This window comes from Streptomyces pyxinicus (assembly GCF_024753135.1).
GTDB classification, from domain to species: domain Bacteria; phylum Actinomycetota; class Actinomycetes; order Streptomycetales; family Streptomycetaceae; genus Streptomyces; species Streptomyces pyxinicus.
Genome location: NZ_JANUGP010000004.1, coordinates 1 through 18,891, shown reverse-complemented (window position 1 = coordinate 18,891; position 18,891 = coordinate 1). Strand labels below are relative to the sequence as shown.

The following is an 18,891-nucleotide window of genomic DNA, read 5'->3' as shown; positions in this document are numbered from 1 at the left end:
GGCCCCCTGGTGTCCGCCGAGGGGGCCTTCGGCATAGGTGCGTGGGACGCGCGTACCGGTACGGCCCGGGACGACGCCACGACCGCGCTGCCGCCGCCTGCATGCCGCCCGCCGACCGTTCCGCCGGGTTCAGCTCCGCTTCCCTCCCGGCACGGCCCCCGCACCCCTCACACCCGCGCGAGCCTCACTCCGTACCCCCCGCCCCCGGCAGCATCTGATAGCTGCCCGTGTTGGTGGGGGCGTGCTCGGGGAGCCAGAGGACTGCCACCGCGCCCTCGGCGGGGACGGTGGACGGGGTGCTCGGGGGGCGGACGTTGCGGAAGGTGAGGCGGGCGCCGAGGACGCGGGCCTGGCCGGCCGCGATGGTCAGGCCGAGCCCGTGGCCCGTACCGGCACGGTCCATGCTGCCGGTGCGGAAGCGGCTCGGGCCCTCGGCGAGGAGTTCCTCGGGGAACCCGGGGCCGTGGTCGCGGACCCGGATGACGCGGCCCTCGACGGTCACCTCGACCGGCGGCCGGCCGTGCCGGGCCGCGTTGGCGAGCAGGTTGAACAGCACCCGCTCCAGGCGCCGGGGGTCGGTGGTGACCTCGGACTCGTGCACCACCCGTACGGTGACGTCCGGGTCCTTGACCGCCACCCGCCGGGTGACGAACTCGCCCAGCATGATGTCCTGCAGCTCGGCGCGCTCCGAGGCGCCGTCCAGCCGGGCCACCTCCAGCACGTCCTCGACCAGCGTGCGCATCGCCTTCGCCCGGTCCAGGACCAGCTCCGTGGGCCGGCCCGGCGGCAGCAGCTCGGCCGCCGTGAGCAGCCCGGTGACGGGGGTGCGCAGCTCGTGCGCGATGTCCGCGGTGACCCGCCGCTCGGCCTCCAGCCGCTGCCGCAGCGCGTCCGCCATGGCGTCCACCGCGTGCGCGAGGTCGTCCGTCTCGTCCCGCACCACCCCGCCGATGGCCTCCCGCACCCGTACCTCGGTCTCGCCGCCCGCGACCCGGTGCGCGGCGGCCGCCGCCTTGCGCAGCCGGCGGGAGAGCTGCGCGCCGATCAGCACGCCGAGCGCGCTGCCGCAGAACACGACCGCGACGGAGCCGATGACCAGCGCCTGGTCGAGGTCCTTCATCACGTCGGTGGAACGGTCCGGCAGCGGCCCGTGCAGGGACAGCACGTGCCCGTCCTTGGTCGGCACCGCCGCCCAGATGTCCGGCGCCCCGCCGTGCTCGCTGACATCGCTGACCTTGCGGCCCTCCTCGACCTTCGCGCGCAGCGCCGCCGGCAGATCGGGGTCGTCGATCTTGACGCTGGGGAAGTTCGGCCGCCGGTTCAGCTCGTAGTTGCGCTGCGCGATCTGCACGCGCTGGTTGGCCAGGTCGCGCGCGTTGTCGAGCATCGAGACCCGCGCCGCGTTGTGCACGACCAGGCTCAGCGCGATCGCCACCAGCCCGGCCACCAGCGCGATCGCCGCGCTGAGCTTCCATCTCAGTCCGGTGTGCAGGCCCGCGCGCTCCACGCGCCGGACCGGATGCCGAAGAATCCCCCGCATGTCCGCTCCGCTCAGGCCTTCAGCTTGTAGCCGAAGCCGCGGACCGTCTCGATCCGGTCCTGGCCGATCTTCTGCCGCAGCCGCTGCACGTGCACGTCGACGACCCGGGTGTCCCCGCCCCAGCCGTAGTCCCACACCCGCTCCAGCAGCTTGTCGCGGGAGAGCACGGTGCCCGGCGCGGAGGAGAACTCCAGCAGCAGCCGCATCTCGGTGGGCGTGAGCGCCACCGGCTGCCCGGCCCGGCGCACCTCCATGCCCTCGGTGTCGATCTCCAGGTCGCCGAAGCTGAGGACCCCCCCGCCCACCGGCTCCCCGGCGTCCTCGGTACGGTCGCTGCCGCCGGCGTGCCCGAAGCGGCGCAGCACGGCCCGGATCCGCGCGACCAGCACCGCGCCGTCGAACGGCTTGGTGACGTAGTCGTCGGCGCCCGCCTCCAGGCCCAGCACCACGTCGATGGAGTCGGCGCGCGCCGAGAGCATGATCACCGGCACGGTCGACTCGTCCCGGATACGGCGGCACAGGCTGACCCCGTCAAGACCCGGGACCATGACGTCGAGCAGCGCGATGTCGGGGCGGTCGGCACGGAACGCCTCCAGGCCCGACAGCCCGTCCGGCATGGCGGTGACCGCGAAGCCGTCCCGCTCCAGGGCGAGCTGGGTGGCCTCACGGATGACGTCGTCGTCCTCGACGAACAGGACGTGGGTCTGGTCTGCCATCCCGCTGCTCTCGATCCTCGTGTGTACGTGCGTGTGTACGCGTGGGTGGGGGGTCAGTTCTGCGCGGGCGCCGCGTCGCCGGCCTTGCTGTAGTCGGTCTCGTGCCGGTTGATCTCGGTGAACCGCCCCGCCTTCCACCGGTACGTGATCACGGTCTCCCGGGACGGGTTGGCCACCTGGTCGTCCGTCTCGTACACCTGCTTGGTCACGCTCAGGTCGGTGCCGTCGATCTCCGAGTAGACCGGTGACTCCTCCGCCTTGAACACATTCTTGTACGCGTCCCCGACCCGCTGGTACACGTAGCTGCCGATGCCCACCAGGTCACCGCAGGTCGAGACGTTGACGAGGACGTCGTTGACGGAGCCGCCGGTCAGATAGCCGTAGGAGACGTCGACGGGGTAGTCGTCGGAGCCGCACGGCTTCAGCTCGCGTTTCACGGCGGCGGAGACCGCCGGGTCCTTTTTGACCAGCGAGACCGCGTCCACCTGGCGGAAGCCGGCCGCGGGACTCGGCGAGGGGGACTCGGAGGCTCCCGCGACCGCCGACGCGTGCGCCGGTCCCTCGTCCCGGGTGCCGGTGCCGCCCGTGCCGCACGCGGCGACGAAAAGGGCGATGGCGGCGAGCGCGGCCGCCGCCGCGATCACCGCCTGTGACGTGGTGCGGACCCGGTCGGGTCCGGCCCCGGTCAGGCCGCGCAACGCTCCCGCTCCTCACGCTCCAGCGCGCGTGCGTCCAGATCGCGGGCTTCCAGCTCCTCGCGGAGCCGGGCGAGCGCCCGGTGCAGCGTGCTCTTGACCGTACCGGCCGACATGCCGAGGGCGGCGGCCGTCTCCTCCGTGGACATCTGCTCCCAGTGTCGCAGCACCACGACGCTGCGCTGCTTGGGTGCGAGCACCTTCATGATGTCCATCAGCAGGGCCCGGTCGGCGTGCTGCTCGGTGGAGTCCGCAACGGAGGCGTCCGGCAGCTGCTCGGTCGGGACCTCCTCCAGCTTGCGCGCCCGCCACCACTCGGTGCGGGTGTTGATCATGACGCGGCGCAGGTAGGCGTCGGCGAGCCGCTTGTCGGCTATGCCTTCCCAGCGGCCGTACGTCCGCACGAGCGCCGTCTGCAGCAGGTCCTGCGCGTCGACGGGGTCCGGCACCAGCCGACGGGCGCTGCGCAGCAGCGCGTCCTGCCGAGTGCGGACGTACTCCTCGAACTCAAGCACCTCGCCCTGCGCCATGATCAACCGCCTCCGTTCCCCGTTCACCCCGGCTTCGTCCGGGGTCCTTCAGTCCATGTGCCGGATGGTCGCCGGGCACGGAAGAGAAGTTACGGAGCGGTTGTCACGGCGCTGTCCGAACCAGCCTTCGGCTGGCAATCGGCTGTCCGTCGGTTGTGTAACGGAGGGGAGGGCGTGACGGATTGGATGGATGCTATGTCCGTTTAGATGGTGGTTTGTCGGGCCGGGAAGGCGTGGGAAGGCCGCAACAAACCACCGTCGGTGACGATGTGGCCGGGCGTCAGCCCAGCGGCAGCCGGTACAGACCGCCCGTCATCGGCTCCACCAGGCCGTCCGTGACCAGGCCGTCCAGCGCGCGGGCCCGCTGCACCGGCTCGTGCCACACCCGGTCCAGCAGCGCCTGCGGCACCGGCGCGTGCGCCTCCCGCAGGACGGCCAGCAGCTTGCCGCGCACCTGCCGGTCCGTACCGGCGTACGTCTGCCCGCGCCGCGGCGGTCCCGCGTGCTCCGGCTTGCCCGCCAGCCGCCAGGCGCACTGCGTGGCGATCGGGCACCGCTGGCAGCCTTCGTTGCGCGCCGTGCACACCAGCGCGCCCAGCTCCATGGAGGCCGCCGCCCAGCGCGCGGCGGTGCCCTCGTCCGCCGGCAGCAGCTCCCGGGCCAGGCGGCGCTCGGCGGCCGTCGTCGCGTTCGGCGGGTACTGCACCCCGCTCACCGCCCGCGCGAAGACCCGGCGCACATTGGTGTCCAGCACCGGATGCCGCTGCCCGTACGCGAAGGAGGCCACCGCCGCCGCCGTGTACTCGCCGATCCCGGGCAGCGCCAGCAGCTGCGCGTGGTCCGTCGGTACGTCCCCGCCGTGCCGTTCCGCTATGGCGACCGCGGCGCCGTGCAGCCGCAGCGCCCGGCGCGGATAGCCGAGCCGGCCCCAGGCGCGCACCGCCTCGCCGGGCGCCTCCTTGGCCAGGTCGGCGGGGCGCGGCCAGCGGGCCAGCCACTGCTCGTAGACCGGCAGCACCCGGTTGACGGGGGTCTGCTGGAGCATGAACTCGCTGACCATCACACCCCACGGGCCCGCCTCCGGGCGGCGCCAGGGGAGGTCGCGGGCATGGGTGTCGAACCAGGCGATCACGGGGGTGTGCAGCTTCTCAGTCATGGCCTTCCGATCCTGCCACGGGTTGGCGGACCGTGCGGGTGACGGCGCGGTCACCGAGCGTCGCGTTGACGAAGAAGCGTGCCCGTGGCGGCAGTTGCCGGGATGATGATCCGGAAAAGTTGCTGTCCGAGCGGCATGTGGCGCGAGCAAGCGCGGCGATCTCTCGTACAGTTTGGGCCGTGGGATCTCTGCGCAATCCGGTCGGGCCGCTTCCCTCCTCCATCTACTGGCGTCGGAGGGCCGTACTGCTGTCCGTCGTCGCCCTGTTGGCGCTGGTGATGACATGGATCGTCACCATGGGCGGCGGGGGTGGCAAGAAGGGCGCCGACGGGTCCGACGGCAAGGACCCCGCGCACACGATCACGCCGGGCCCCTCCTCGTCCGGGCCCGCGATCAGCCAACACCCCGGCGGGCGCGACGAGTCGGGCGGCGGCTCCGCCGGAAGCGGCGGGAGCGGCTCCGGCGACGACGGCGCGGACGGCGACGGCTCCGGCTCCGGGGGCTCGTCGGGCTCCGCCGGCTCGGGCCCCGGCGCGGGGAACGTCGGTACGGGCGACACGCTCCCGGCGTCCGCCTCCCTGGCCAACTGCACCAGCGGCGCGGTGTCGTTGAGCCTGCGCAGTGTGCACAACTCCTACTCGCCGGACCAGAAGCCGACCTTCGAACTCACCGCGAAGAACACCTCGTCCACCGACTGCAAGGTCGATCTCGGCCCGAAGAACGCGGTGTTGACGATCACCCCGGCGGACGGCGACGACGCGTACTGGTCCTCGGCCGACTGCCCCAAGGACGCGGCGCACCTGCCGTTCCGGGTGACCGCGGGCAAGAGCATCACCTACACCGTGACCTGGGACCGCAAGCCGAGCGCCCCCCAGTGCGCCACCCCGCCGGCGGGCTCGGCGAAGCCGGGCACCTACCTGCTGGAGGCCAGGACCCCCGGCTACGGCAAGCTCCAGGCGTCCTTCGTCCTCTCGGCGGACTAGGGCCCCTCTCCCGGATCCGGCCGGGGGCGCCCCGCAAGGGGCGCGGGGAACTGCGTGAGCGACCACGACGGACCCGCGGTCGCCGGCACACAGGACGCCCCGAGTCAGAAGGCGCCCGGCGTCGCACTCAGACGTACCGCTCCAGGATCGAGGACTCCGCCAGGCGCGACAGCCCCTCCCGCACGCTCCGCGCCCGGGCCTCGCCCACCCCGTCCACCGCCTGGAGGTCGTCGACGCTCGCGGCGAGCAGCTTCTGCAGGCCGCCGAAGTGCTCCACCAGGCGGTCGATGATGGCGCCCGGCAGCCGCGGCACCTTGGCCAGCAGCCGGAAGCCCCGCGGGGACACCGCGGAGTCGAGCGTCTCGGGAGACCCCGTGTAGCCGAGCGCCCGCGCCACCGTGCCCAGTTCCAGCAGCTCCGCGTGGGTCAGCGCGTCCAGCTCGGAGAGCGCCTCGTCGACCGTGCGGGACCGCTTCGCCGTCGGCTCCGGCACATAGTCCCGCACCACCAGCTCGCGGTCCGGCTCGACGCCCGCGATCAGCTCCTCCAGCTGGAGCGTGAGGAGCCGGCCGTCCGTGCCCAGCTCGACCACGTACTCGGCGATCTCGGTGGCGATGCGGCGCACCATCTCCAGCCGCTGCGCGACCGCCGAGACGTCCCGGACCGTCACCAGGTCCTCGATCTCCAGCGCCGACAGCGTGCCCGCCACCTCGTCGAGGCGGAGCTTGTACCGCTCCAGGGTGGCCAGCGCCTGGTTCGCCCGGGAGAGGATCGCCGCCGAGTCCTCCAGGACGCGGCGCTGACCGTCGACGTACAGCGCGATCAGCCGCATCGACTGGGAGACGGAGACCACCGGGAAGCCGACCTGCTTGCTCACCCGGTCCGCGGTCCGGTGCCGGGTGCCGGTCTCCTCCGTGGGGATCGTCGGGTCCGGCACCAGCTGGACGCCCGCGCGCAGGATCTTCGACAGGTCCGACGACAGCACGATGCCGCCGTCCAGCTTGCACAGCTCGCGCAGCCGGGTCGCGGTGAACTCGACGTCCAGCACGAAACCGCCCGTGCACATCGCCTCGACCGTCTTGTCCGAGCCGAGGAGGATCAGACCGCCGGTGTTGCCGCGCAGGACCCGCTCCAGGCCGTCACGCAGGGCCGTGCCCGGTGCCACGGCGCTCAGCGAGGCGCGCATCCGGCCATCGGAACCGGCACTCCCACCGGACTTTCCGGGAGCCGCTGCCCGGTCGTTGGCTGCCACTGCACTCCTCCGGTCACAGGTTCTGAGGCGCTCCCGCAGCCGCACGCGGTTCGTACGGACGGGCGAGACCTGCGCAAAGTCTACCGGCGCTGCTCCGCCTCCCGTGGGGCCTCTCGCCGACGCGAGCGCGGCAGCACCCGCAGCGCGTCTCCCATGTCGGCGACTTCCAGCACCTTCATCCCGTCCGGGACCTTGCCCGGATCGCTCGGCACCAGGGCGTGCGTGAAGCCCAGCCGGTGGGCCTCGGACAGCCGGCGCTGCACGCCCGTGACCCGTCTCACCTCGCCCGCGAGGCCCACCTCGCCGATGGCGACCAGGTTCTTCGGCAGCGGGGTGTCGCTGGCGGCGGAGGCCAGCGCGAGGGCGATGGCGAGGTCCGCGGCCGGCTCGGAGAGCTTCACACCGCCGACCGTCGCGGAGTAGATGTCCCGCTTGCCGAGCGCGCTGATCCGGCCGCGCTGCTCCAGCACCGCGAGCATCATCGACACCCGGGACGTCTCCAGGCCCGAGGTGGTCCGGCGCGGGGAGGGGATCTGGGAGTCCACGGTCAGCGCCTGCACCTCCGCCACCAGCGGCCGGCGGCCCTCCAGGGTGACGGTCAGGCAGGTGCCCGGCACCGGCTCGGCGCGCCGGGTCAGGAACAGGCCGCTGGGGTCGGCCAGGCCGGTGATGCCCTCGTCGTGCAGCTCGAAGCAGCCGACCTCGTCCGTCGCCCCGTACCGGTTCTTCACGCCGCGCACCAGGCGCAGGCGCGCGTGCCGGTCGCCCTCGAAGTGCAGGACGACGTCCACCAGGTGCTCCAGCAGACGGGGACCGGCGATCGCGCCGTCCTTGGTGACGTGGCCCACCAGGAGGGTGGACATGCCGCGTTCCTTGGAGGCGCGGATCAGGGCTCCGGCGACCTCGCGCACCTGGGCCATGCCGCCGGGGGCGCCCTCGATCTCCGGGGAGGCCACCGTCTGCACCGAGTCGAGGATCAGCAGGGACGGCTTGACCTCGTCCAAGTGGCCGAGGACGGCGGCCAGATCGGTCTCGGCGGCCAGATACAGGTCGTCGTCCAGCGCGCCGATGCGGTCGGCGCGCAGCCGGACCTGGCTCGCCGACTCCTCGCCGGTGACATAGAGGGTGCGGTGCTCGGCGCTCGCCGACTTGGCGGCCACGTCCAGCAGCAGGGTGGACTTGCCGACGCCGGGCTCGCCCGCGAGGAGCACCACGGCGCCGGGCACCAGGCCGCCGCCGAGCACGCGGTCCAGCTCCGGGACGCCGGTGGAGCGGGCGGTGGCCTGGCGGCCGTCGACCTGGCCGATGGGCACCGCGGAGCTGGTGACCCGGCCCGGCGCCGTCGTGCGGACCGCGGGCGCGCCGTACTCCTCGACCGTGCCCCAGGCCTGGCACTCGGGGCAGCGGCCGAGCCACTTGGCCGTCTGCCAGCCGCACTCGGTGCAGCGGTAGGACGGGCGGTCCTTGGTGGTCTTGGTACGGGCAGCCATGCGGAAACCGTAGCCCCCGGCACTGACAACGGGCCCCGGGACCGGCGCGGAGGACCGGCGAGGGGCCCGGGAGCCGCATGTGGGTGAACGGGTCTCGGCCACCGCCCCTCGGTTTCCGGTCGCGGGGCGAATCGTTCCTGTCCCCTAATGAGGGATCGTTTCACCCGTACGAGGTAAAAGTGCTCAAGGTTCCGGAAGGGACGCCGCACGGCCGCCTACGGTCGCACGGGTGATGAGCAGCAGTCCGGAGACCACGACCCGCGCCACCGGCGCACACCGGGCGCACCGGGAGGCACGGGACCGCGCTGCCGCGCGCACCCTCGCCCAGCGGACGCCGGCGCGCTACGAACCGTACCTGGACGGCCTGTTCACCTACTGTCTGTCCGTGCTGTGCGACCACGACACGGCCACCGCCGCCCTCGGCGACGTCCTCGCGCTCGCCGAGCGGCGCGCCCACCGGATGCCGGAGACCTCCGCCGACCGCAGGGCGTGGCTGTACGCGCTCGCGCGCTGGGCGTGTCTGCGCAAGCTGGCCGAGGCCAGGCAGAGACGTCAGGCCACCCACGCGGCGGGCCGCGCCGCCGGCGGGGCGACCGCCGAGGCGTCCGTACCGCCCGAGGTCCAGGAGCCGCGGCGCCGCCAACTCGCCCTGCTGGCCTGGCCGGAGGCGGCCGGCACGTCGCCCGAGCAGCGCGAGGCCCTGGAACTCGCCGTCCGCCACCACCTCGCCGCCCACGAGGTCGCCGCCGTCCTCGGCATGGAACCGGCCGCCGCGCGCGAGCTGCTCGCCGCGGCGGCCTGCGAGGTCGAGCGCACCCGGGCCGCCCTCGCCGTCGTGGAGACCGGCGGCTGCCCCAGCGTGGCCCACCTCACCGGCGACAGCCGCCTGGTGCTCAGCAGCGCGCTCCGCCGCGAGCTGGTACGGCACGTGGACGACTGCCCGCGCTGCCGCCGCACCGCCGAGCGGGCGGTGCCCGGCCGCTGGCCCGGCGCCTCGGTCACCCCGGCCGAGCTGCCGGTGCTGGAGGCACCCCGCGCGGCCCTGCACACCGTGCTCGCCCACCACCCGCGCGCGCGGGGCGCCGCGCTGCCGCGCTTCGACCGGCGCGGGTTCCCGATGGACCCCAAGGACCGCGCGGCCCGCCGCGACCGGCTCCGCGCGCGTGCGGTCACGACGACGGTCGTCGCCACGGTCGTGGCGGCGCCGGTGCTGGCCCTGTGGGCGGCGTACCGGGGCGCGCCCCTCGGCGACGACGGCGGCCGCTCCGCCACCGCGCGCGAGACCCAGGGCCCGGACGCGCTGGGCGGCGACACGGCGGGCGGGTACGAGAACGCGGGCAACGCCAGCGCCCGCCCCGGGACGCCGGGCGGCAAGGACGGCGAGTCCGACGTCTCCGTGGAGGTCGTCAGCGTCTCCGGGGCCGGCAAGAAGGGCGCCGGGCAGCTCGGGGTCAGCGCGGCCAACGACGGCGACACCACCCTGATCACCCTCACCGCGTCCGGGGACGCCCCGGTCGACTGGTCCGCGTCCACCTCGGCGCCGTGGCTGTACCTCAGCCGGTCCTCGGGAACCCTCGACCCGGGCGAGACGTTGACGATCAAAGTGCACGTGGACCACCTCCGCGAGCCCTCGGGCCACTGGCACGCGCGCGTGGCGATCTCCCCGGCGGCCGCGGTGGTCACGATCAACGGCTACGGCACGGCCCCGAGCCGCCCGACCTCCCGCCCCTCCGCCCCCTCCACTCCGCCCCCGACCAGCTCCACCACGCCCCCGACCACACCTCCACCGACCGACCCTCCCTCCACCCCACCCCCCAGCGACCCCCCGACCTCGGATCCCTCGTCCCCTACCTCGTCCCCGACCGACCCGGACACACCGGCCCCGTCGGACGGCTGACGCGGGGCGGGGGCGACGGGGTGGGGGGGCGACGGGGTGGCGGGTCGTCGGTGGCGGGGGCTCGACGCGGGCCGGCCGGACAGGCCGGCGCACGGGGTGGTCGCCGGTGCGGGGCGGGCAGAAGCGGGCGGTGATCACCGGGGCCGGGGGAGCGCGGCGAGCCGTGCTCGATCTGCTCTCCCGGGCAACCGGGGCTTTTTTCGCGGTGCCTTCTCGGCCGGCCGAGACGGGCAGGCGGGTGGGAAAGGCAGGTCGGCTAAGGTGCCGGGTCCGCCGGGTGGGGGGCCAGCAGCGGCAGCTCCGCCGAGAGCCGCTGTTCGCACAGGGCCGCGAGACGGTCGTAGCCCGCCTTGCCCATCAGTTCCGTCAGCTCGGCGCGGTAGGAGACGTACACCGGGTCCCCCGCCCCGTGCGCGGACGTCGCCGAGGTGCACCACCAGTGCAGGTCGTGGCCACCGGGACCCCAGCCCCGGCGGTCGTACTCCCCGATGGACACCTGGAGGATCCGGGTGTCGTCCGGCCGGTCGATCCAGTCGTACGTCCGCCGCACCGGCAGCTGCCAGCACACGTCCGGCTTGGTCTCCAGCGGCTCCCGCCCCTCCCGCAGCGCGAGGATGTGCAGCGAGCAGCCCGCGCCGCCCGCGAACCCGGGCCGGTTCTGGAAGATGCAGGACCCCTGGAACGGCCGCGTCTGCCGCGAGCCCTCCTCGTCCTCCGAGATCCAGCCGCCCCGCGTGCCCTCCTCGTGGTGCTGCCAGATGTCCGGCGTGAGCCGCGCCACGTGCTCGGCGACCCGCTTCTCGTCGTCCTCGTCGGAGAAGTGCGCGCCCAGCGTGCAGCACCCGTCCGCCGCCCGGCCCGCCTGGATGCCCTGGCAGCCGGAGCCGAAGATGCAGTTCCAGCGCGAGGTCAGCCAGGTCAGATCGCAGCGGAAGACCTGCTCGTCGTCCGCCGGGTCCGGAAACTCCACCCACGCGCGCGGGAAGTCGAGCCCCTTCTCGTCACTCACCGTCGACCCCTTGGAAGCTTTGGCCGCCTTGCGCACCTTGTCCGCGATTCCGGAGATTTCGGCTTTGGCGGGCTTCGCCTTTTTCGTCTTTGGCACCCGTCCAGGGTAAGTGGCCCGGCCCCGCTCCGGGGCACCGAGCAGCGGCGATCTGGCAGTAGCGTTCCGTACATGAGACTCGGTGTCCTGGACGTGGGTTCGAACACGGTGCATCTGCTGGTGGTGGACGCCCACCCCGGCGCCCGGCCGCTGCCCGCCCACTCGCACAAGGCCGACCTTCGGCTCGCCCAGCTCCTCGACGGCGACGGCGCCATCGGCGAGGACGGCATAGAGAAGCTGGTCGCCGTCGTCCGGGACGCGCTCCAGGCCGCCGAGGACAAGGGCGTCGAGGACCTGCTCCCGTTCGCCACCTCCGCCGTCCGCGAGGCCGGCAACGCCGACGACGTCCTCACCCGCGTCGAGGCCGAGACCGGCGTACGGCTCCAGGTGCTCAGCGGCGCCGAGGAGGCCCGCCTCACCTTCCTCGCCGTCCGCCGCTGGTTCGGCTGGTCCGCCGGAAAGCTGCTGGTCTTGGACATCGGCGGCGGCTCCCTGGAGATCGCCTACGGCCTGGACGAGGAACCGCACGCCGCCGTCTCACTGCCGCTCGGCGCCGGTCGCCTCACCGCCGGCTGGCTGCCCGGCGACCCGCCCGCCCCGGACGACGTCCGCGCCCTGCGCCGGCACGTGCGCACCGAGATCGCCCGCACGGTCGGCGAGTTCAGCCGCCTCGGCGCCCCGGACCACGTGGTCGCCACCTCCAAGACCTTCAAGCAGCTGGCCCGTATCGCCGGCGCCGCCCGCAGCGCCGAGGGCCTCTACGTCCAGCGCGAGCTGAAGCGCGAGTCCCTGGAGGCCTGGGTGCCGCGCCTCGCCGGCATGACGACCGAGCAGCGCGGCGAACTGCCTGGCGTCTCGGAGGGCAGGGCCGGCCAGTTGCTGGCCGGTGCCCTGGTGGCCGAGGGCGCGATGGACCTCTTCGGCGTGGAGAGCCTGGAGATCTGCCCCTGGGCGCTGCGCGAGGGCGTGATCCTGCGCCGCCTGGACCACATGGGAACGGCGTGAAGCCCGCGCGGCGCACCCCGGCGGCACCCCGCATGGCCAAGCTCACAACGGCCGAGCTCACAACGGCCAAGCAGCACCCGGCATCCGGTCCGTCCCACCCCGTAAGGTGACGGACGTGGCTGAACCAAGGGACGTGCGCGTCGCCCTGTCGACGGCCTCCGTGTACCCGGAGTCGACGGCGACGGCCTTCGAGATCGCCGCGCGCCTCGGATACGACGGCGTCGAGGTCATGGTGTGGACCGACCCGGTCAGCCAGGACATCGAGGCGCTGCGCCGCCTGTCGGACTACCACGGCGTCCCGATCCTGGCCGTCCACGCCCCCTGCCTGCTGATCACCCAGCGCGTGTGGTCCACCGACCCCTGGGCCAAGCTCCAGCGCGCCCGCGCGGCGGCGGAGAAGCTCGGCGCCTCCACCGTCGTCGTGCACCCGCCCTTCCGCTGGCAGCGGCAGTACGCGCGCGACTTCGTGACCGGGATCTGGCGGATGGCCGACGAGACGGACGTCCGGTTCGCCGTCGAGAACATGTACCCCTGGCGCTACCGCGACCGCGAGATGCTCGCCTACGCCCCGGACTGGGACGTCACCCGGCACGACTACCGGCACTTCACGATCGACCTCAGCCACACCGCGACGGCCCGCTCCGACGCCCTGGACATGATCGGCCGCATGGGCGACCGGCTCGGCCATGTCCACCTGGCCGACGGGCGCGGCTCCGCCAAGGACGAGCACCTGGTGCCCGGCCGCGGCACCCAGCCCTGCGCCGAGCTGCTGGAGCACCTGACCGTCTCCGGTTTCGACGGCCATGTCGTCATCGAGGTCAACACCCGCCGGGCGATGTCCAGCGCCGAACGCGAGGCCGACCTCGCCGAGGCCCTGGAGTTCACGCGCAAGCACCTGACGTCGTCGGCGGCACGGGTACCCCGGCCATGACCGAGCCCGAGCCCGAGAGCCCTGACGGCGGGTCCGAGAGGCCTGATGCCGGCCCCGAGAGCCCCGACACCGGCCCCGAAAGCCCCGACGGCACCCCTGAAATCCCCCTCGGCACCCCTGAAACCCCCACCGGCACCCCTGAAAGCCCCGCCGGCCGGCCGCGCGCCCGCCGCCGCGGCCGCCCTCCGCGCACCGAGTCCGTCGGCACCCGCGACCGCATCCTCGCCGCGGCCCGCGCCGAGTTCTCCGAGCGCGGCTACGCGAAGACGTCCGTGCGCGGCATCGCCAAGGCGGCCGGGGTGGACTCCGCGCTGGTCCACCACTACTTCGGCACCAAGGAACAGGTCTTCGAGGCGGCCGTCGCGGTCGCCTTCGCCCCCGCGCTGGAGGCCCCGAACGCGGTGGCCGACGGCGCGCTGGAGGGCGTGGGGGAGCGGCTGACCCGGTTCGTCTTCGGCGTCTGGGACAACCCCGTCACCCGGGCCCCGCTGCTGGCGATCCTGCGCTCCGCCGTCGACAACGAGACCGCCGCCGCCGTCTTCCGCCACCTGGTCGCGACCCAGCTGCTGCGCCGCGTCGCCGCCCAGCTCGACCTGCCGGACGCCGAACTCCGCGCCGAGCTGGCCGCCGCCCAGCTGGTCGGCGCGGCCATGATGCGGTACGTGATCAAGCTGGAGCCGCTGGCCTCGGCCGACCTGGAACAGCTCATCGCGCGCGTCGCACCCGTCGTCCAGGGACACCTGACGAACCCCTGAGCATGCCCCGTCCGTGGAACGCGCGTCCCGTATTCCGGACAACCGTGTCCAGTCCTTGGAGCACCGGCGTACGCTCGACCGTACAGTCAGAACTCTCTGGCAGAAGGTTTCGAAGGAGCGAGCGACGATGCCCGAGCTGAGGTCCCGCACAGTCACCCACGGCCGCAACATGGCGGGCGCCCGCGCCCTTATGCGCGCCTCCGGTGTACCCGGTGCGGACATCGGCCGGAAGCCGATCATCGCGGTCGCGAACTCGTTCACGGAGTTCGTGCCGGGCCACACCCACCTCCAGCCGGTCGGCCGGATCGTCAGCGAGGCGATCACCGAGGCGGGCGGCATCCCGCGCGAGTTCAACACCATCGCCGTAGACGACGGCATCGCCATGGGCCACGGCGGCATGCTGTACTCGCTGCCCTCCCGCGACCTGATCGCGGACTCCGTCGAGTACATGGTCGAGGCCCACTGCGCCGACGCCCTGGTCTGCATCTCCAACTGCGACAAGATCACCCCGGGCATGCTGATGGCCGCCCTGCGGCTGAACATCCCGACGGTCTTCGTCTCCGGCGGCCCCATGGAGTCCGGCCGGGCCACCCTGGTTGACGGCACGGTCCGCACCCTCGACCTGGTCGACGCGATCTCCGACGCCGTCAACGACAAGATCTCCGACGAGGACATCCTCCGGATCGAGGAGAACGCCTGCCCGACCTGCGGCAGCTGTTCCGGCATGTTCACCGCCAACTCCATGAACTGCCTGACCGAGGCCATCGGCCTGTCCCTGCCCGGCAACGGCTCGGTCCTCGCCACCCACACCGCGCGCAAGCAGCTCTACGTCGATGCCGCCCGCACGGCCGTGGACCTCACCCGCCGCCACTACGAGCAGGACGACGAGACGGTCCTGCCGCGCAATGTCGCGACCTTCCAGGCCTTCGAGAACGCCATGGCCCTGGACATCGCGATGGGCGGCTCCACCAACACGATCCTGCACCTGCTGGCCGCCGCCGAGGAGGCCGGCGTCCCCTTCGGCCTGGAGCAGATCGACGCCGTCTCGCGCCGGGTGCCGTGCCTGGCCAAGGTCGCCCCGAACGTGGGCAAGAACCGCACGTACTACATGGAGGACGTGCACCGCGCCGGCGGCATCCCGGCCCTGCTCGGCGAGCTGCACCGGGCCGGGCAGCTCAACGAGGACGTGCACGCCGTGCACAGCCCCTCCCTCGCCGACTGGCTGAAGACCTGGGACGTGCGCGGCGGCTCGCCCTCCCCGAAGGCCGTCGAGCTGTGGCACGCGGCCCCCGGCTGCGTCCGCTCCGCCGAGGCCTTCTCCCAGTCCGAGCGCTGGGACTCCCTGGACGAGGACGCCGAGAGCGGCTGCATCCGCTCCGCCGAGCACGCCTACTCCAAGGACGGCGGCCTCGCGGTGCTGAAGGGCAACCTCGCCGTCGACGGCTGCGTGGTGAAGACGGCCGGCGTGGACGAGTCGATCTGGACCTTCGAGGGCCCGGCGGTCGTCTGCGAGTCCCAGGAGGAGGCCGTCCAGCGCATCCTCACCCAGGAGGTCAAGGAAGGCGACGTCGTCGTCATCCGCTACGAGGGCCCCAAGGGCGGCCCCGGCATGCAGGAGATGCTGTACCCGACCTCGTACCTGAAGGGCCGGGGCCTGGGCAAGAGCTGCGCGCTGATCACCGACGGCCGCTTCTCCGGCGGCACCTCGGGCCTCTCCATCGGCCACGCCTCACCGGAGGCGGCCTCCGGCGGCACCATCGCCCTGGTCAGGGACGGCGACCGCATCCGCATCGACATCCCGGGCCGCTCGATCGAGCTGCTGGTCGACGACGCCGAACTCGCCCGCCGCGAGCAGGAGCTGAACGGCGTCTACGCCCCGCGCGACCGCGAACGCAAGGTCTCCGCCGCGCTGCGCGCCTACGCGGCGATGGCCACCAGCGCCGACCGGGGCGCGGTCCGCGACGTGAGCAAGCTGGGCTGAGCCACCGGAGCCTGTGAAGGGGGCCGCCCCGGCGAGGGCGGCCCCCTTCCCGGGTCACACGTCACACGTCACCACGTCGACGGGTCGCGGGCGTCCAGCGAGAACACGGTTCCGTCGGGGGCGGCGGCGTACAAGCGGCCCCCGGTCAGGACCGGCGCGGGCAGGCTCGCCACGACCCGGTCCGCATCGGCGCCGAGCCGGGCCCTGGTCTGCCCGACGAGCCGGCCGTCCGCGGCGTCGACGGCCAGCAGCCGCCCGTCGGCCGCGCTGAAGAACACCCTCCTGCCGTCCGTGACCGGAGCCGAGCCCCGGGTCACGGAGGTCTCCAGGCCCCACACCCGCTTGCCGGCCTTCATGTCGACGGCCGTCAGGATCCCGCCGGCGCCCAGCAGGTAGACGCGGTCACCGTGCACGGTCCCCTGCGCGCCGTCCAGCCCGACGGGCAGCGGCACCCGGCGCGCCTCCCGGGTCGCGGGCGTGTACCGGACGACCGCCTCGGTACGGCCGTACACGGTGTCCACGGCCGTGAGGTACACCGAGTCGTCGTCGGCGCCGACCGGCGACAGGGAGCCGCTGAGGTCGGCCTCCCAGCGCACTCGCCCGCTGACCGGGTCCACCGCCATGACATGCGTGCCCGAACCGTCGCGGGAGCGGCGCGCCACGTACGCCGACGAACTGCCCGGGAACGACTGGAACACCGGCACCTCGGGACCGCCGGGCAGCGCGTGCCGCCACTTCGTCCTCCCGGTCGCCGTGTCCAGCGCGCCCACCGTCCCGTCGGCGTACGTGAACAGGGCCGTGCCGCCCGTGTAGTGCACCCCGGTGCCCTGCGGCAGGCGACGCTCCCAGACCTGCTTGCCCGAATCGGGGTCGAGCGCGGCCAGTCGGGTGCCGCCGTCGGTGTACGGCTGCACGAGACCGCCGGACAGCACGGGCGGGTCACCGGCGATCCGGGTGGAGACCGAGTGCCGCCACAGCAGCCGGCCGTCGGCGGGCGACACGGCGAAGACCACTCCGGTCCGCGAGCACAGCAGCTTCCCCGCCCCGTACGAGCAGTGCGCCATCGTCCCGCCCGTGCGGGGCGGTACGGTCGCCCAGGCCTTGGCCGCCGCCGGCACCGTGCGCGGACTCCGGTCCGGCGCCGGATGCCCGCCGGGCGCACCGGACAGCCGCGCTGCCCCGAGGGCCGCCGCGACGGCCAGTCCGAGCCCGGCCATGCCCCAGGCGGCGGCCCGCTTCCCGCCGCCCCACCGGCGCCGCCGCGGAACGGCCCTGTCGACATCCGAGTCCCCGGACCCCGGGTCCCCGGACCCCGAAGGAGCCTCCTCCTCGCCCTTCTCCTCCCCACCGGACCCACCCGACCGCTGAGCCGGTATGAACGCCTGCGTGTCGTAGGAGGCGGCGACCGAGCGCAGCTCCCGCATCAGCTCGTCCGGGGTGGGCCGGTCCTCGGGTTCCTTCGCGAGGCAGCGCAGCACCAGCGGCGCGATGCTCTCCGGAAGCCCGGTCAGATCGGGCTCGTCGTGCACCACCTGGTAGGCGACGATGTAGGGGCTGTCCGAGTCGAACGGCCCCCGCCCGGTCGCCGCGTGCACCAGCACGGAGCCGAGCGCGAAGATGTCCGCCGCCGGCCCCACCTCCCGCGGCCGGCGGAACTGCTCGGGCGCCATGAACGGCGGTGTCCCGATCAACTTCCCGGTTTCGGTGCGCAGTTCGCTGTCCTTGGGCCGGGAGATACCGAAGTCGATCACCTTCGGACCGTCCTCGGCGAGCAGCACGTTGCCCGGCTTGAGATCCCGGTGCACGACACCGACGCGGTGGATGTCGCGCAGCGCCTCGGCGAGCCCGGCCATCAGCCGGCGTACCTGCGCGGGCGCCAGCGGCCCGTTCCGCTTCACCTCCTGGGCCAGCGTCGGGCCGGGAATGAACAGGGTGGCCATCCAGGGCCGTTCCGCATCCGGGTCGGCGTCCACGACGGAGGCCGTGAAGGCACCGCTGACCCGCCGGGCCGCGGCCACCTCCTGCCGGAACCGGCCCCTGAACTCGGGGTCCCTGGCGAACTGCGCGTGGACGACCTTCACCGCGAGCCGCATCCCCGAGGTGCTGCGGGCGAGGTGCACGACGCCCATGCCACCGGAGCCCAGGCACGACTCCAGTCGGTAGTGGCCGGCGTACTCCGGAAGTTCCGCTTCCGCGCCCGCTCCGATGCTGCGTCCTGACGCCATGGACCACCCCCGTGCCTCTTCGTCCGCGCGCGCGACGCAGGGAGCCTAATCGATGAGGTGTACGGACCGGAGACGGCGCCCCGCGAACCGCGCACCCGGTTTCGGCGTCCAAGGCAGTGACGGATCCCACGGCAGTCGTGGGGCCAACGGGGGGAGCGACTCGATGTCTGTCGAGCCTATGGAAGCGGTCGGCACCACCACGGCGGAGCCGGCCTCGGTCACCACGGCCGCGCTGCGCACCTACGCGGTCGCGCCGGGCGTGCGCCTGAACGTCCGCAGCGGTCCCGGCACCCAGTACAGCCTGGTCCGCATGCTGCCCGAGGGGGCCAGGGTCGCGATCTACTGCCAGACGCCGGGCACCAGCGTCGCGGGCCCCTATGGCACCTCGAACATCTGGGACAACATCGGCAACGGCGAGTACGTGGCCGACTCCTACGTCCAGACCGGCGCCGACGGCTACGTGACCGCCCGCTGCGCCTGACCCGGGAACCCGGAGCCGGAAACCCGGGGAACCGGGGAATCGGAAGCCCGGGAAACCGGGGAACCGGGAACGGAGGACACCCGCCCGCGGAGCCCGCCCCCGCCCGGCGCCATAATCGTCCCGTGAGCGACGAAACCGGCACCCCGGGC

General features: G+C 73.5%; 16 protein-coding genes. 7 read left to right on the top strand and 9 right to left on the bottom strand.

What is annotated here, in order from left to right:
• Positions 1-184: 184 nt before the first annotated feature.
• From cseC to NX794_RS06860, 5 genes are all read right to left on the bottom strand, one after another.
• The gene (gene cseC / locus NX794_RS06880; protein ID WP_258777319.1) at positions 185-1,540 is read right to left on the bottom strand and encodes a two-component system sensor histidine kinase CseC; all 1,356 of its coding nucleotides are present in this window, start codon (positions 1,538-1,540) and stop codon (positions 185-187) included.
• Between the two features lie 11 nt (positions 1,541-1,551).
• Positions 1,552-2,256: a two-component system response regulator CseB gene (gene cseB, locus NX794_RS06875; RefSeq protein WP_258777318.1), complete on the bottom strand. Its 705-nt coding sequence runs from the start codon at positions 2,254-2,256 to the stop codon at positions 1,552-1,554.
• A 53-nt stretch (positions 2,257-2,309) separates the two neighbouring features.
• Positions 2,310-2,954 (bottom strand): hypothetical protein, encoded by a 645-nt coding sequence (locus NX794_RS06870; RefSeq protein ID WP_258777317.1) that lies wholly within the window; start codon positions 2,952-2,954, stop codon positions 2,310-2,312.
• A complete protein-coding gene (locus tag NX794_RS06865) occupies positions 2,942-3,481 on the bottom strand; it encodes a SigE family RNA polymerase sigma factor (protein ID WP_258777316.1) in 540 nt (179 codons plus the stop codon). The genes NX794_RS06870 and NX794_RS06865 overlap by 13 nt, the downstream gene beginning before the upstream one ends.
• A 280-nt stretch (positions 3,482-3,761) precedes the next feature.
• A complete protein-coding gene (locus tag NX794_RS06860; protein WP_258777315.1) occupies positions 3,762-4,637 on the bottom strand; it encodes an HhH-GPD family protein in 876 nt (291 codons plus the stop codon).
• Positions 4,638-4,816: 179 nt separating this feature from the next.
• Between NX794_RS06860 and NX794_RS06855 the strand changes: the two genes are divergently transcribed.
• Positions 4,817-5,620: a hypothetical protein gene (locus tag NX794_RS06855; protein WP_258777314.1), complete on the top strand. Its 804-nt coding sequence runs from the start codon at positions 4,817-4,819 to the stop codon at positions 5,618-5,620.
• 127 nt (positions 5,621-5,747) lie between these two features.
• Here NX794_RS06855 and disA read toward each other — a convergent pair whose 3' ends face one another.
• The gene (gene disA, locus NX794_RS06850) at positions 5,748-6,872 is read right to left on the bottom strand and encodes a DNA integrity scanning diadenylate cyclase DisA (RefSeq protein ID WP_258777313.1); all 1,125 of its coding nucleotides are present in this window, start codon (positions 6,870-6,872) and stop codon (positions 5,748-5,750) included.
• An 80-nt stretch (positions 6,873-6,952) separates the two neighbouring features.
• Positions 6,953-8,362, bottom strand: a complete 1,410-nt coding sequence (gene radA, locus NX794_RS06845; RefSeq protein ID WP_258777312.1) for a DNA repair protein RadA — start codon at positions 8,360-8,362, stop codon at positions 6,953-6,955.
• Between the two features lie 229 nt (positions 8,363-8,591).
• On the opposite strand from radA, the gene NX794_RS06840 reads away from it, so the two are divergent.
• A complete protein-coding gene (locus tag NX794_RS06840; protein WP_258777311.1) occupies positions 8,592-10,259 on the top strand; it encodes a BACON domain-containing protein in 1,668 nt (555 codons plus the stop codon).
• A gap of 256 nt (positions 10,260-10,515) precedes the next feature.
• On the opposite strand, the gene NX794_RS06835 is transcribed toward NX794_RS06840, so the two are convergent.
• On the bottom strand, positions 10,516-11,364 hold the full coding sequence (locus NX794_RS06835) for a DUF3109 family protein (RefSeq protein ID WP_428985864.1): 849 nt from the start codon (positions 11,362-11,364) through the stop codon (positions 10,516-10,518).
• A gap of 72 nt (positions 11,365-11,436) precedes the next feature.
• On the opposite strand from NX794_RS06835, the gene NX794_RS06830 reads away from it, so the two are divergent.
• The 4 genes from NX794_RS06830 to ilvD all read left to right on the top strand — a co-directional run bounded on the left by NX794_RS06830 (position 11,437) and on the right by ilvD (position 16,036).
• A complete protein-coding gene (locus tag NX794_RS06830; RefSeq protein WP_258777310.1) occupies positions 11,437-12,369 on the top strand; it encodes a Ppx/GppA family phosphatase in 933 nt (310 codons plus the stop codon).
• A gap of 115 nt (positions 12,370-12,484) precedes the next feature.
• Positions 12,485-13,300, top strand: coding sequence for a sugar phosphate isomerase/epimerase family protein (locus NX794_RS06825; RefSeq protein ID WP_309505967.1), 816 nt, complete (start codon positions 12,485-12,487; stop codon positions 13,298-13,300).
• On the top strand, positions 13,297-14,055 hold the full coding sequence (locus tag NX794_RS06820) for a TetR/AcrR family transcriptional regulator (RefSeq protein WP_258777308.1): 759 nt from the start codon (positions 13,297-13,299) through the stop codon (positions 14,053-14,055). The genes NX794_RS06825 and NX794_RS06820 overlap by 4 nt, the downstream gene beginning before the upstream one ends.
• A 127-nt stretch (positions 14,056-14,182) precedes the next feature.
• Entirely contained in the window at positions 14,183-16,036 is a 1,854-nt protein-coding gene (gene ilvD, locus NX794_RS06815; RefSeq protein WP_258777307.1) for a dihydroxy-acid dehydratase, read from the top strand.
• Between the two features lie 68 nt (positions 16,037-16,104).
• Here ilvD and NX794_RS06810 read toward each other — a convergent pair whose 3' ends face one another.
• Positions 16,105-18,261, bottom strand: coding sequence for a serine/threonine-protein kinase (locus tag NX794_RS06810; protein ID WP_258777306.1), 2,157 nt, complete (start codon positions 18,259-18,261; stop codon positions 16,105-16,107).
• 163 nt (positions 18,262-18,424) lie between these two features.
• On the opposite strand from NX794_RS06810, the gene NX794_RS06805 reads away from it, so the two are divergent.
• Positions 18,425-18,742, top strand: coding sequence for an SH3 domain-containing protein (locus NX794_RS06805; protein ID WP_258777305.1), 318 nt, complete (start codon positions 18,425-18,427; stop codon positions 18,740-18,742).
• Positions 18,743-18,891 lie beyond the last annotated feature (149 nt).